This is a genomic window from Flavobacterium sp. AED, assembly GCF_000812945.1.
In the GTDB taxonomy this organism is placed as follows: Bacteria; Bacteroidota; Bacteroidia; order Flavobacteriales; family Flavobacteriaceae; genus Flavobacterium.
Window position 1 is genome coordinate 1,169,809 of sequence record NZ_JSYM01000001.1, and the last position, 12,386, is coordinate 1,182,194.

The following is a 12,386-nucleotide window of genomic DNA, read 5'->3' on the forward strand; positions in this document are numbered from 1 at the left end:
ATTAATTTTTCAGGTTCGGTAATAGAATGTGATTTTCACGAAATCGATTTATTGAAAAAGACAAAGTTTTAATCCCAATTCCGAATTTCGAGAAAGTAAAAGTAAACGCTTTATGCGCTACATATTTTCATCATTCTAAAAAAGTAGATTGTGTTTCTATTTTTAAAATGCAATATACTGAATAACTGACTATTAAATAAATTTATTGTTTAAAAAAAGTAGTGTATTTATAATAAAAAAGAGGTCTTCCAGATTGTTTTAACCTGGAAGACCTCCTTAAAAAACAGATTTTTTCTATTTTAAATTGGTACCTATACGCATTACTTTTGCTTCAAATTCTTCCCGTGGACCTGCTGCTTTGTTTTTGAGTTGTGAACGGTAATTGTAAATAGTGGATACAGAATAGCGAAGAAATATTGAAATTTTTGCGCTATCCTTGATGCCCAAACGAATCAGGGCAAAGATTCTCAATTCCGTATTCAGCAGTTCACCGTCCTTTAATTGTGTTGCTTCATCATCAATCAATAAAGCTTTAAACTCTTCGATAAAATCAGGAAAGAGTTGCAAGAATGTTTTGTCGAAATTAGTATAAAATGCTGCGAGCTCATTTTCGATAAACTGTTTCGATTTTACGGCACTGATCAAGTCGTTCATTTTCCCCGTAGTCGCCATAACATTCAATTTTCGGCGGTATTCGTCTAATTTGCCAATGTAATCAGAACACTGGTCCATGTAACGGCCAATGTATATTTCTTTCAAAAGATTGGCTTCGGTCAGCGTATAATTGGTCTCATTCAATTTCTCAATAAATGTATTTAATTCGGCATTCAGTTCAGAAAGCTTGGTGTTGGCCAAACTTAAATCCTGTTTTGCTTTGGACAATTTTTTCATTTGCTTAAAAAGTAAAAAAAGCACCGCCAACAAGAACACCGATAGTATACTGGCACTTATCAAAAATAGCATTAATTGGAGTCGGTTGGTTTCATTTTGTTTTTGATACGCCTCGTTAATGATGGGCAGCATCTTAGAGATTTCATACGTCCTTAAACGCGCATTGCAAAAAAGGGCATCTTCGAGGGAACGTTTTATATATTTATAAGCGCGGTCAATATCTCCATTTTCATACATTAGAAAAGCCAAAGAACGCAACGAAATATATTCCTTTTTGGCCAACTGCAAATCAGAAATAGCAGAAATTGTCAACCATTTTTTCTCCTGTACATGGTCCTTTTTTTCGCGATATGCCTGCGAAATAATATAGGCAATGACAGCTTTATCAGGACTATTAGGAGCAATATTCGGAAAATAGTTCAGCAATAAATGCAGTGTCTCATTGAGTTTTCCAGCGTCAATAAGCGTGCTGGACTTCGCCATAATATAAGCACTTGATTGCGTTGGATAAAAATTTAAGGAGGAATCACGGTACTTTTTGGTTAACAGAATATATCTTTCTTTTTCCTGAGGTGAAGCCGCATAATCAGACATATATCCATAAACCACACTGTTTACGGTAAAATAATATCCTTTTAGGTCGGGAGTTGTATTGATGTTGATGGTATTAAGGATGTCAGTCGCTTCTTTGTACATTCCTAATGTTCCCATGATGGAAGCCAGATTTAATTGGGCATCATTTAGCTTTCGGGCATCATTCAGCTTTTCGGCTATTTGAAAACTTTTTCGGGCGTAAATCAATGCCGAGTCCGACTGATATAATTTATATTCCGAATACAATTTTCCGTAAATGGCATATTTTTGAAGATCAGCGACAGTGTATTGTAGCAGTCCTTTGAGTTTGTTTATTTCAGTCTCTTTTTTATTCGAATACAATTGGTAATCAGTTACAGTTTTATCCAATTCATCCAACAGTGAATCAAAATTATTTTGCCCAAAAAGAAGAACAGGAAATAGCGATGCAATAAGTAATGTCAAAAATCGATTCATTCAAATGGGATTAAATTCATGTAAAAATAATTAAAAATCCAAATTAACTCCTAAAGTGCGCAGTGCAAAAGCGTGAGAGTTATTTTTTAGCTACGAATTTTCCCTAATTTTTTTAAATTAAAGACTAATTTGTGGTGATTTGTATAATTCTATCTAACTCTTTTCAAATGGTTGGTATTAAGAATTCGAAATAGTACTACGGCACTATAAAATCTGCTGAATCTGCGTGCTAAAATTTTTCACGTAGATTTTGCAGATTCAGCAGATTAGTTTTGTAGAAAATTTGTTTTTTATCAGTATTTCGCTTTAGCGAACCTATTTCATCTGCTTACGGTTGACAATGCTTTTTTCTTTAGTCTAATTTCCAGCTCGACCAAAAAACTATCATTATTCACACCTTCTGACTTTTTTATAAACCCATAATTACATAAGTCCCTGACAAATCATTAAATTTGTAGCTTATTCAAAGACATGTTAGAAAAAGAAGTAATAAATTTCGAAAAAACGGCTATAGTTGGTATTGTAACTCAAAATCAAAGTGAAGAGAAACTAAACGAATATCTTGACGAATTAGAATTTTTGACCTTTACCGCTGGGGGCCAAGTGGTAAAACGTTTTTCGCAAAAAATGGAACGCCCAAATCCCAAGACTTTTGTTGGAACTGGAAAAATCGAAGAGATTCATCAATTTGTAAAAGAAAATGATATCTCGACTTTGGTATTTGATGATGAATTATCGCCTTCACAACAAAAAAATATTTCTAAAATAATTGAGGAATGTAAAATCCTCGATAGAACGCACCTTATCCTTGATATTTTTGCGCAACGTGCCGAAACTTCGTATGCAAGAACGCAAGTGGAATTAGCGCAATGCCAGTATTTATTACCAAGACTTTCCGGAATGTGGACGCACCTTGAACGTCAAAAAGGGGGAATTGGAATGCGTGGACCTGGGGAAACCGAGATTGAAACCGACAGACGTATTGTTCGTGACCGAATTGCTTTATTGAAGGAGAAAATAAAAACCATCGACAAGCAAATGGGCGTGCAACGTGGCAATCGTGGCGCTATGGTTCGTGTGGCTTTGGTAGGATATACTAATGTGGGAAAATCAACCTTGATGAATGCCGTTGGGAAAAGTGATGTTTTTGTAGAAAATAAACTTTTTGCGACTTTGGATACCACCGTTCGAAAAGTAGTGATTAAAAACTTGCCTTTCTTGCTTTCGGATACCGTAGGTTTTATTCGAAAATTACCAACACAATTGGTTGATTCTTTCAAAAGTACGCTGGATGAGGTTCGTGAAGCCGATTTGTTATTGCATGTGGTGGATATTTCGCATCCTGAATTTGAAGATCATATCGCATCGGTAAATCAAACTTTATTGGACATCAAAGCAAATGACAAACCGGTAATTATGGTTTTCAATAAAATTGATGCCTACAAACCGCTGACTATTGATGAAGACGATTTAATGACCGAAAAAACACCAAGACATTTCACTTTGGAAGAATGGAAATCGACTTGGATGAGCCGAGTAGGCGAGCAAAATGCCTTGTTTATTTCGGCAACAAACAAAGAAAATTTCGAGGAATTTAGAGAACGCGTTTACGAAGCCGTAAGACAAATTCACATCACCCGTTTTCCATACAATAAGTTTTTATATCCCGATTATAAAGATGCTGTGGAGAAAGAAGAAAAAGAAGAAATCGATTAATTTCTCCAAAAATATAAAGCTTACCATCCCTTTTGATATTTTCAAGAGGGATTTTTTTTGGGCATGTCTCAGCTTCCTCTGTGTTACAGCTACGTCAGGCTCTGCGCTAAAATCTTTTATTTCGCTATGCTACATAAAAGGATTTCCGCTACCGTCCTTCATGCGGGCTCTGGGGATATAATTGCTATTCTGGGTTTTAGACTATTTGTAAGAAAAAATCAATATATTTGATAATAAATAAAGTCTTACGTTTATCAGACATATTTACTCAATTTAGGGGTGATATGTCTGATGTCGTCAGTACTATATACTAGTTGGCGGTTAGTTGAATAAAAACTGCATAAAAAATAGAAAAATGAAAGAATATAATTTTGAATACTCTAATCAAAAATACGCAACTAAATTATTTTTAATTTGCTTTGGAATTGGTTTTGGTTTATTTTTTGGAATAATTGGTCTTTCAAAAATAGTCAAACTATCAGGAACATATTTTTTACTAGTATTTATTATGTTTATTATTGGAATTCCTTTTTTAATTTTTTGGCTAAACCGAAAGAATATCAAAAAAATAGGTTCTGCGAAATTAGATGAAAATAAAGTCCAATTTATTTATGAAAACAGCATTAAAGAAATTGATTTTAGCAACATTCAAAATTATTTAGTCCAAACTTATAATGGAACATTATTGCAAATGAAACTTTTAAATGGAGAAAAATTTAAAATGTTCTCAAATTCTAATTATTGTAATACTTTAGAATTTGATAAGTTCAGCTATGATTTAGAAATCAAACTCGAGAATTTTAAAAAACTAAATAATACAAGCATAATTAGAAAAAAATCATTTTTTGAAAGAGTTTGGATTTATCCATTCTTAATAATAATGACCATATTTGTAGCAATAATTGTTGTTTATGGTTTCTATGTTGGAAAAGGATTTTCTTTAAAATTTATTACTGCTATTTTTCCATTAATTTCTCTTTGGGCTGGTTATTATAGCGCAAAAAACAGGAATAAATAAGCGCTAAAGGAACTAAACAACCAACCACCAACACACGCTACAAGCAATTTGGGTATTAGGCTTAATTTGAAATTGGCTTTGTATTTGGAAGATTTGGAAAATCTGAATATAGGGCTTGATTTAGTCCAAAACCATCTGTAGTCCAAAGTTTTAACGGCAATTCCAAAACTAAATAGACAATTCAATGAACTCAAATATTAAAATAAAAGCTTTAGATATCGACGAAAATGATTTTACAAAATTTAGAATATTTTTCGATAATGGATTAATTTCGTCCCCATTTGAATTCTATCATTACATTGATTGTTTTACTGAATTTGCTTTAAAACTTGAGTCTTTTCCAATAGATGTTAATGATACTATTACGTTCGAGGTTGGAGAAGATTCTGAAAAATGGGCTTATTACTTGGCTTTAAAAATTAGTTGTGAATCTGATGGCAGATCAATTATACATATAAAACTCGACAACCATTTAGGTGACTCAGATTTAATTAAAGCAGAGTTTTTTATAAAAACACTTCCTGCTTCTTTAAATAAATTTGGGCAACTCCTTAAAAGTTGGAATCCAAAAGAAAGTACAGAAGTGTCTTGGGAAACAACATACTAAAGGCACAGCCGTTAACAGATGTTTCGGCTTATAGCGGTTCTTTAGTAGCTTGAAGATTTTCGTCATGGAAAATCGTTCTCTGGTGCTCGTTTGCAACGAGTACCTACTTAAATTAAGAGGTAAATTATAGCGTTTGCAACGCGGATCGCTAAAACAGAGCTATTCCTGGACGAGACAAATAAAAACAAAAAGGACCTTTAGAAAATTTCTAAAGGTCCTTTTTTATGAAAAATGCGTTTTTTTAGAAACCGTAATTAACCCCTAAGCCAAATACTTCTCTTACTTGAACGGCTTGAATCGAATTGTCATCGTAAATTGCTTGTACGGCCACATTTGCTGACAAGTATTTGTTTATTCTCATGATTACATTCATTTGATAATCGACATCAATGTTTTGCGGTTTGTCTAAATAATTGGAATATAAATTCAATCTGTTTTCAATACCAACATTTGTCATGATGTTGAATTTATAATATCCCGAAATACTGGCTCCAAATTCAAATCGGGAAGAATCACCTTGTAATACTCCAAAAGAAGGACCAAATTCAGTAAAATGAGGATGAACTATAATTAGTTTTGCTGTTGCAGGAGAAAAATTGACGCTTAAATGATTGTTTTTTTTCCACCACATTCCAGGTCCAACTTGAAAATAAGCCGGAGAAAAGAGATGAGAAATTTTGATGTTATTTTTATCAAAACCAGAGTCCATTTGGCTTTTGAAATTAAAAAACATGGAATAGTACCATTCTCCTTGGGCATTTTTACCCCAAAGTGAATTCAGTTCTAAACGATCATCGGTTTTGGCTATTTTTTCAGCTCCTTTTATTTTACTCAGACCATAAGCCAGAATGAATTTATTATCCCAAACTACATCTCCATTTTTATAGTTGAAATCATAATTCAACCCAAAATTCCCCGCAACGTTTGAAGTTCCGCCTCCCAGCCATTGTTTGTTATAAGCGGATTGATTAAGAAGCAAAGAGATATTTCCTTTTTTGGTCCAAAGTTTTGTGGTGTCTTTTGTAGTTTCTTCTTGCGCATTAACTGAAATTATGGCAAAAAGGAACAGTAAAGAAAATGCTGTTTTTTTCATGTCTATATCTTTTAAATTCTACTATTAAAGTATAAAATAAACGGAATACTACTACTCTTTTTTACTCGCTTTATATAATGGAACGGCAGAGCAAGCTTCGCCATACATAATACTTCGTGCATAAGGCTGTAGGTAGTGTGCTGCTAATACGTAAGCCCGCATTGGAACCGGTTTTCTGGAGCATCCTTTTATAATAACAGGTTTGTTTTCATACACCGAATAATCAATTTTAGGCAACAATTCTTCATAAAGAGAAGCGTCTAAATCTTCTAATGTCCCATTGATGATTTTCTTTGCAAATGGCGCTAATTGAATAGCAACCAAAATAGAAGCCCAAGCAGGAACAATAGCATCGGTACTGCAATTAATAGCAACATATTGATCTTGATATTGTGACCAATCGTGATTTTTCAGCTGCTCTCTAAAGTCTTTTTCTTTTAATAAAAAACCTTCCAAAAGCCATTGCGAAATATCTATTTGCGCACGAATCCCCTTTGGATAATAATCTTCAAGATCGAAGACTTCCAATACGCTATTCGCAACTTTATTTATTATTTCTTCCATTTTGAAAAGTTTAAAGGTTTAAAGTTTAAAGTTGCTCAACCTTAGACTTTAAACCTTGAACAAATTTTACAACATTCCCAATTCTAATTTTGCTTCTTCGCTCATTAAATCTTTGCTCCAAGGCGGATCAAAAGTAATTTCTACTTCAGCATCTTTTACATTGGTAATCGATTTTACTTTTTCTTCTACTTCTCTTGGTAAGCTTTCTGCAACAGGGCAGTTTGGGGAAGTAAGTGTCATCAGTATTTTTACTTCGTAATCCGTATTGACCATAACATCATAAATCAATCCTAATTCGTAAATATCTACAGGAATCTCCGGATCGTAAATAGTCTTTAATATTTTTACGATTGATTCTCCTAATTCGGCAGTGTCTATAATTGTTTCTTCCATTTTTATTTAGTTTTGCGTGTTGAATGCCAAAGCATACATTTTTATATTTTTTATCATGGATACTAATCCATTGGCGCGTGTAGGCGATAAATGTTCTTTCAAGCCGATTTCGTCGATAAAATTCATGTCGGCTTCCAGAATATCGGAGGCTTTTTGATTCGAAAAAGTACGAATTAATATAGCGATAATTCCTTTTGTCAAAATGGCATCACTATCAGCCGTGAAAACAATTTTATCGTCGTTTTTTTCTCCCTGCAACCACACTTTCGATTGGCAACCTTTAATCAAATTGTTTTCTGTTTTGAATTCTTCTTTTATCAAAGGAAGATTTTTTCCTAATTCGATGATGTATTCATAACGTTCCATCCAGTCGTCAAACATAGAAAACTCATCAACGATTTCTTCTTGTATGTCTTTAATTTTCATAGTATGCTGAATTTATTTCAGTATTATTCTTTTTTAGCGAATGAAGTTATTTTATTTACGAATTTCTTAATTTCTTTTGGTGGAAAACCATGATCAAAACCAGTCGTTTCATACGTTTTGTCTTTGTAGGTAATTTTCAAATTGGCAATAGGCGCACCGTCATAAAAACGTTTTTCAGTTGGTGCTTTTAATTTTGCCAAACTGTCTAATTCCACTGTTTTAAAACATTCCACTAGTTCTTTCCAGTCGGCATCAGCTATTTTTGTTGGTACCGGTTTGTCGTTTCCACTTCTATCTTTTGAAACAGTGACCATCTGATTCTTCACCGTTATTTTTTGATAAGAACCTCTGGTATTGGCAACATATTCAATTACAGCAGTTTCAATATCTTGTTTTTTTTGGGCTTCACACCCTTTTCCAAGAAAAATTGTCAAGAACAAAATAGATAGTATTTTCATGTGTAGCTAATTTTAAATTTTTAAGACAACATAAGTTGCGCTTTTTTAATGGCTTCAACCATAACGTCAATTTCTTCTTTGGTATTATAAAAAGCAAATGATGCTCGTATCGTTCCCGGAATACAAAAGAAATTCATGATTGGTTGCGCACAATGATGCCCTGTTCTTACGGCTATACCTAATTTGTCAATTATCGTACCAATATCATACGGATGAATTCCTTCAATATTAAAGGAAACTACAGAAGTTTTTGCTGCCGATGTACCAAAAATCTTCAAACCTTCAATTTCCAGTAAACGTTGCGTTGCATGTTCCAGTAATTCTTTTTCTTGTTGTTGAATGTTTTCAAAACCAACTTCGTTCATATAATCAACAGCAGTTCCCAGAACAATTCCTCCTGCAATATTTGGTGTTCCGGCTTCGAATTTATGAGGCAATTCAGCATAAGTAGTTTTCTCGAAAGTCACTTCCTTAATCATTTCGCCCCCACCTTGATACGGAGGTAATTTATTCAACCACGCTTCTTTTCCGTATAAAATTCCAGTTCCTGTTGGACCACACATTTTATGTCCAGAAAAAGCATAAAAATCACAATCCAATTCTTGAACATCTGGTTTCAAATGCGGAACCGCTTGTGCGCCGTCAATGAAAACAGCTGCTCCAACTTCATGTGCTTTGTCAATCATGTATTTAATTGGATTGACAGTTCCAAGAGCATTCGAAATATGATTTACGGTTACGATCTTTGTTTTATCCGAAAGTAATGTGTCATATTCGGACATAATCAATTCGCCATCCTCATTCATTGGAATTACGCGTAAAGTCGCTCCTGTTTTCTCACATAACATTTGCCAAGGCACAATATTGCTGTGGTGTTCCAATGCCGAAACTAAAATTTCATCACCCGGTTTTAAAATCGAAGCAAATCCATTGGCAACCAAATTAATTCCATGCGTTGTTCCCGATGTGAAAAGCACTTCGTGAGCAAATTTTGCATTGATATGATTTTGAAGTTTACCACGTGAAATTTCATAGGCATCGGTCGCCAGTTGACTCAAAGTGTGAACACCACGATGAATATTAGCATTAATCTCCTGATAATATTTTGAGATTGCATCAATCACAACTTGTGGTTTTTGCGAAGTAGCTCCGTTGTCGAAATAAACCAATGGTTTTCCGTTTACTTTCTGAGAGAGAATCGGGAAGTCGGCTCTAATTTTATTTATATCTAACATTTGTTTATTTAGAATTTTTCTAAATACAAAAGTAATAAAAACTAAATTGTTTTAGCCATGAATTAACCAATTTACTTCTATTAATTTCGGTGTTTTATTAAAATTAATTTCGAGAATTCGTGACTAAAAAATAATTATATTGCATTGTTTTACAATTAGCTACTATGAAAAAACTCTTCAAGTTCGTTGGTTTTGCCTCTTTTATCGGAATCTTTTATTTTGGATTCACCACCTATCCAAAACTGGATTTAATTTCTGGCTTTTCAGCCAAAAGTATCGCTTCGGGACATTTTATTGATAATCGTTCCCAACAAATGATTGAGAAAGGGGACAATGATATCGATATGATTGATTTGGCGAAAAACAAAATCGATGATGCCGGAAAATTTGCGGATGCTTCAGTTTATGGTTTGAAAGAACGAAAAGCAATTTACCGTGAAGGTTTGGGAGCCACTTTAATCAACGATGATTTTGATGTCACAAAACCGTATGAAGTTCCAAAAAGAACGAAATCGAACAACAATTTGCCTTTTCCGTATGGAAATAATGAGCCAAAAGATACCGTTTTTAGTACTATTGATTATACTAAATTGAATGCGGCAGTCGCCAATGCTTTTGATAAAACTACCGAAATCAAAAAAAGAACCCGTTCCATTTTAGTGATTTATAAAGATAAAATCATTGCCGAAAAATATGACTCGGGTTTCGATAAAAACAGTAAAATATTGGGTTGGTCCATGACTAAAAGTATCACGAGCGCATTATTTGGAATCCTTCAAAAACAGGGGAAATACGATATTGATGATTCTGCTCCAATTCCAGAATGGGCGAATGACAAACGGAAATTGATTACAACAAGCGATTTGCTGCACATGAATTCCGGTTTACAATGGGTAGAGGATTACAAGACTATTTGTGATGCTACCAAAATGCTTTTTCAAGCCGAAGATATGACTCGGGTGCAACTAGAGAAACCGGCGGAAATTAAACCCAATATGCGGTGGAATTATTCTTCGGGAACTACTAATTTACTTTCAGGGATTTTGCGGAAGCAGTTCAAAACGCATCAGGAATATTTAGATTTCTGGTATTCCGCTTTAATTGATAAAATAGGAATGAACTCGATGGTTGTCGAAACGGATATGGCGGGAAATTACGTAGGATCGTCCTACGGTTGGGCTACAACACGCGATTGGTCAAAATTTGGGTTGTTGTATTTGCACAAAGGCAATTGGAACGGCGAACAAATTTTGGACGAGAGTTGGATAAAATACACCACAACTCCTACGAATACTTCCAACGGAAGATACGGCGGACACTTTTGGCTCAATGCCAGCGGACACTTTCCTGATGTTCCAAGAGATATGTATTACTGTAGTGGTTTTCAAGGTCAAATGGTAGCGATTATCCCATCATTGGATTTAGTAATCGTAAGAATGGGTTTGACTGAAGAACCTGAATTTGATTTCAATGGAATGTTGAAAGGGATTGTGGGGAGTTTGGAGAAAAATTAACCACAAAGGACACAAAGCAAAAAAATACAAAGGGCACAAAGTTTAGTAAAAAACCTTGTGCCCTTTGTGCGTAAATCTTTGCGAACTTTGTGTTTAAAAACTACAAATCAAATCCTAATTTCACGCCCAATTTATTGGCGATAATAGTGGTAATTCGTTTTTTAAGTTCCGGTATTTTGATATTTTCGATAACGGCATTCGAGAACGCGTACATCAATAACGCTTTAGCTTCTTTTTTAGGAATTCCGCGTGCTTGCATGTAGAACATAGCCGTTTCGTCTAATTGTCCAACCGTACAACCGTGAGAACATTTTACGTCATCAGCAAAAATTTCCAATTGTGGTTTAGCATTTATTGTCGCTTTGTCGCTTAATAGAATGTTGTTGCTTTTTTGGAACGCATTCGTTTTTTGAGCGTCTTTCTCCACGTACACTTTTCCGTTGAAAACTCCTGTAGAACGATCAGAATAAATTCCTTTATAATCTTGGAAACTTTCGCAATTTGGAGCCGAATGTTTCACTAGAGTATAATGATCTACGTGTTGTTTTTCACCAATAATTGTGATTCCATTTAAGGTACTTGTCAATCGTTCCCCAAAGTGATAAAAATTCAAGTTGTTTCTCGTTAAGTTTCCTCCAAAAGAAAAGGTATGTACTGAAACGTGACTTTCTTTCTGTTGAGAAACAAATGTATTATCGATTAGATTCGCTTCAAGCGCATCGTTTTGAATTTTGTAATAATCTACGATAGCACGTTTTTGAGCAAAAATCTCGGTAACGGAATTCGTTAACACGGGATTTTCGGTCAAACTTTGGTGGCGTTCGATAATTTGAACATGTGAATTTTCACCCACAATTACCAAGTTTCTCGGTTGAACCAAAAGTGCCGCTTCGTTTCCTGTTGAGAAATACATAATCTCAATAGGCTTATCCGCCACTTTACTTTTAGGAATGTGGATATACGCTCCTTCATTGGCGAAAGCCGTATTCAAAGAAGTCAAACTTTCATCTTTACTCGCTATTTTATTAAAATAGGTGTCGATAATCATTTTGTATTTCGGTTTTGTCAATGCCGATGACATCAAACAAGCATCAATTCCGTCGTGTGTTGTTGACGATAAATGAGAACTGAAAACGCCGTCAATAAACACTACTTTATAGGTGTCTATTTCGTGTAAAAAGTATTTTTTTACTTGGTTAAATTCAATTGCACTTTCTTGCTTTGGAAAAACGGTAAAGTCATTTTTTAGGATGGCATTTAGCGAAGTATATTTCCAAGCTTCGTCTTTTTTGGTTGGGAAACCTTTATCTTCAAAGTTTTTTATGGCTGAAGTTCTCACATCATGAAGTTCAGAGTGAACATCGACACGCTCTTCGAAAGCCATAAAAGACGATAGTAATTTTTCTTTTAATTCCATTTTT

At 34.3% G+C, this 12,386-nt stretch carries 12 protein-coding genes; 4 read left to right on the top strand and 8 right to left on the bottom strand.

What is annotated here, in order from left to right; translation table 11 throughout:
* Positions 1 to 294: 294 nt before the first annotated feature.
* The gene (locus tag OA85_RS05245) at positions 295 to 1,941 is read right to left on the bottom strand and encodes a DUF6377 domain-containing protein (protein WP_039108434.1); all 1,647 of its coding nucleotides are present in this window, start codon (positions 1,939 to 1,941) and stop codon (positions 295 to 297) included.
* 471 nt (positions 1,942 to 2,412) lie between these two features.
* On the opposite strand from OA85_RS05245, the gene hflX reads away from it, so the two are divergent.
* From hflX to OA85_RS05260, 3 genes are all read left to right on the top strand, one after another.
* Positions 2,413 to 3,657, top strand: coding sequence for a GTPase HflX (gene hflX, locus OA85_RS05250; RefSeq protein ID WP_039108435.1), 1,245 nt, complete (start codon positions 2,413 to 2,415; stop codon positions 3,655 to 3,657).
* 355 nt (positions 3,658 to 4,012) lie between these two features.
* Positions 4,013 to 4,675 carry a hypothetical protein gene (locus OA85_RS05255; RefSeq protein ID WP_039108436.1) on the top strand — a complete coding sequence of 221 codons (663 nt, stop codon included), beginning with the start codon at positions 4,013 to 4,015 and terminating at the stop codon, positions 4,673 to 4,675.
* Between the two features lie 184 nt (positions 4,676 to 4,859).
* The gene (locus OA85_RS05260; RefSeq protein WP_039108437.1) at positions 4,860 to 5,282 is read left to right on the top strand and encodes a hypothetical protein; all 423 of its coding nucleotides are present in this window, start codon (positions 4,860 to 4,862) and stop codon (positions 5,280 to 5,282) included.
* 241 nt (positions 5,283 to 5,523) lie between these two features.
* Here the strand turns inward: OA85_RS05260 and OA85_RS05265 are convergent, their stop codons facing one another.
* The 6 genes from OA85_RS05265 to OA85_RS05290 all read right to left on the bottom strand — a co-directional run bounded on the left by OA85_RS05265 (position 5,524) and on the right by OA85_RS05290 (position 9,451).
* On the bottom strand, positions 5,524 to 6,375 hold the full coding sequence (locus OA85_RS05265; RefSeq protein WP_039108438.1) for a DUF3078 domain-containing protein: 852 nt from the start codon (positions 6,373 to 6,375) through the stop codon (positions 5,524 to 5,526).
* A 51-nt stretch (positions 6,376 to 6,426) separates the two neighbouring features.
* Entirely contained in the window at positions 6,427 to 6,939 is a 513-nt protein-coding gene (locus OA85_RS05270) for a DUF2480 family protein (protein WP_039108439.1), read from the bottom strand.
* A 66-nt stretch (positions 6,940 to 7,005) separates the two neighbouring features.
* Complete coding sequence (locus OA85_RS05275) at positions 7,006 to 7,332, bottom strand: SUF system Fe-S cluster assembly protein (RefSeq protein WP_035669120.1); 327 nt, start codon at positions 7,330 to 7,332, stop codon at positions 7,006 to 7,008.
* 6 nt (positions 7,333 to 7,338) lie between these two features.
* Positions 7,339 to 7,758: a SufE family protein gene (locus OA85_RS05280; protein ID WP_039108440.1), complete on the bottom strand. Its 420-nt coding sequence runs from the start codon at positions 7,756 to 7,758 to the stop codon at positions 7,339 to 7,341.
* Positions 7,759 to 7,781: 23 nt separating this feature from the next.
* Positions 7,782 to 8,216, bottom strand: coding sequence for a hypothetical protein (locus OA85_RS05285; RefSeq protein WP_039108441.1), 435 nt, complete (start codon positions 8,214 to 8,216; stop codon positions 7,782 to 7,784).
* A 20-nt stretch (positions 8,217 to 8,236) separates the two neighbouring features.
* A complete protein-coding gene (locus OA85_RS05290; RefSeq protein ID WP_039108442.1) occupies positions 8,237 to 9,451 on the bottom strand; it encodes an aminotransferase class V-fold PLP-dependent enzyme in 1,215 nt (404 codons plus the stop codon).
* A 164-nt stretch (positions 9,452 to 9,615) separates the two neighbouring features.
* Here OA85_RS05290 and OA85_RS05295 point away from each other — a divergent pair, with 164 nt between their 5' ends.
* Positions 9,616 to 10,965, top strand: a complete 1,350-nt coding sequence (locus OA85_RS05295; RefSeq protein WP_039108443.1) for a serine hydrolase — start codon at positions 9,616 to 9,618, stop codon at positions 10,963 to 10,965.
* A 100-nt stretch (positions 10,966 to 11,065) separates the two neighbouring features.
* Here OA85_RS05295 and sufD read toward each other — a convergent pair whose 3' ends face one another.
* Entirely contained in the window at positions 11,066 to 12,382 is a 1,317-nt protein-coding gene (sufD, locus tag OA85_RS05300; protein WP_039108444.1) for a Fe-S cluster assembly protein SufD, read from the bottom strand.
* Positions 12,383 to 12,386: the final 4 nt, after the last annotated feature.

What these genes read in the sequence shown, in the direction of transcription:
- OA85_RS05245 (WP_039108434.1), bottom strand. Translation starts at nt 1,941, where the DNA reads ATGAATCGATTTTTGACATTACTTATTGCATCGCTATTTCCTGTTCTT.
- hflX (WP_039108435.1), top strand. Translation starts at nt 2,413, where the DNA reads ATGTTAGAAAAAGAAGTAATAAATTTCGAAAAAACGGCTATAGTTGGT.
- OA85_RS05255 (WP_039108436.1), top strand. Translation starts at nt 4,013, where the DNA reads ATGAAAGAATATAATTTTGAATACTCTAATCAAAAATACGCAACTAAA.
- OA85_RS05260 (WP_039108437.1), top strand. Translation starts at nt 4,860, where the DNA reads ATGAACTCAAATATTAAAATAAAAGCTTTAGATATCGACGAAAATGAT.
- OA85_RS05265 (WP_039108438.1), bottom strand. Translation starts at nt 6,375, where the DNA reads ATGAAAAAAACAGCATTTTCTTTACTGTTCCTTTTTGCCATAATTTCA.
- OA85_RS05270 (WP_039108439.1), bottom strand. Translation starts at nt 6,939, where the DNA reads ATGGAAGAAATAATAAATAAAGTTGCGAATAGCGTATTGGAAGTCTTC.
- OA85_RS05275 (WP_035669120.1), bottom strand. Translation starts at nt 7,332, where the DNA reads ATGGAAGAAACAATTATAGACACTGCCGAATTAGGAGAATCAATCGTA.
- OA85_RS05280 (WP_039108440.1), bottom strand. Translation starts at nt 7,758, where the DNA reads ATGAAAATTAAAGACATACAAGAAGAAATCGTTGATGAGTTTTCTATG.
- OA85_RS05285 (WP_039108441.1), bottom strand. Translation starts at nt 8,216, where the DNA reads ATGAAAATACTATCTATTTTGTTCTTGACAATTTTTCTTGGAAAAGGG.
- OA85_RS05290 (WP_039108442.1), bottom strand. Translation starts at nt 9,451, where the DNA reads ATGTTAGATATAAATAAAATTAGAGCCGACTTCCCGATTCTCTCTCAG.
- OA85_RS05295 (WP_039108443.1), top strand. Translation starts at nt 9,616, where the DNA reads ATGAAAAAACTCTTCAAGTTCGTTGGTTTTGCCTCTTTTATCGGAATC.
- sufD (WP_039108444.1), bottom strand. Translation starts at nt 12,382, where the DNA reads ATGGAATTAAAAGAAAAATTACTATCGTCTTTTATGGCTTTCGAAGAG.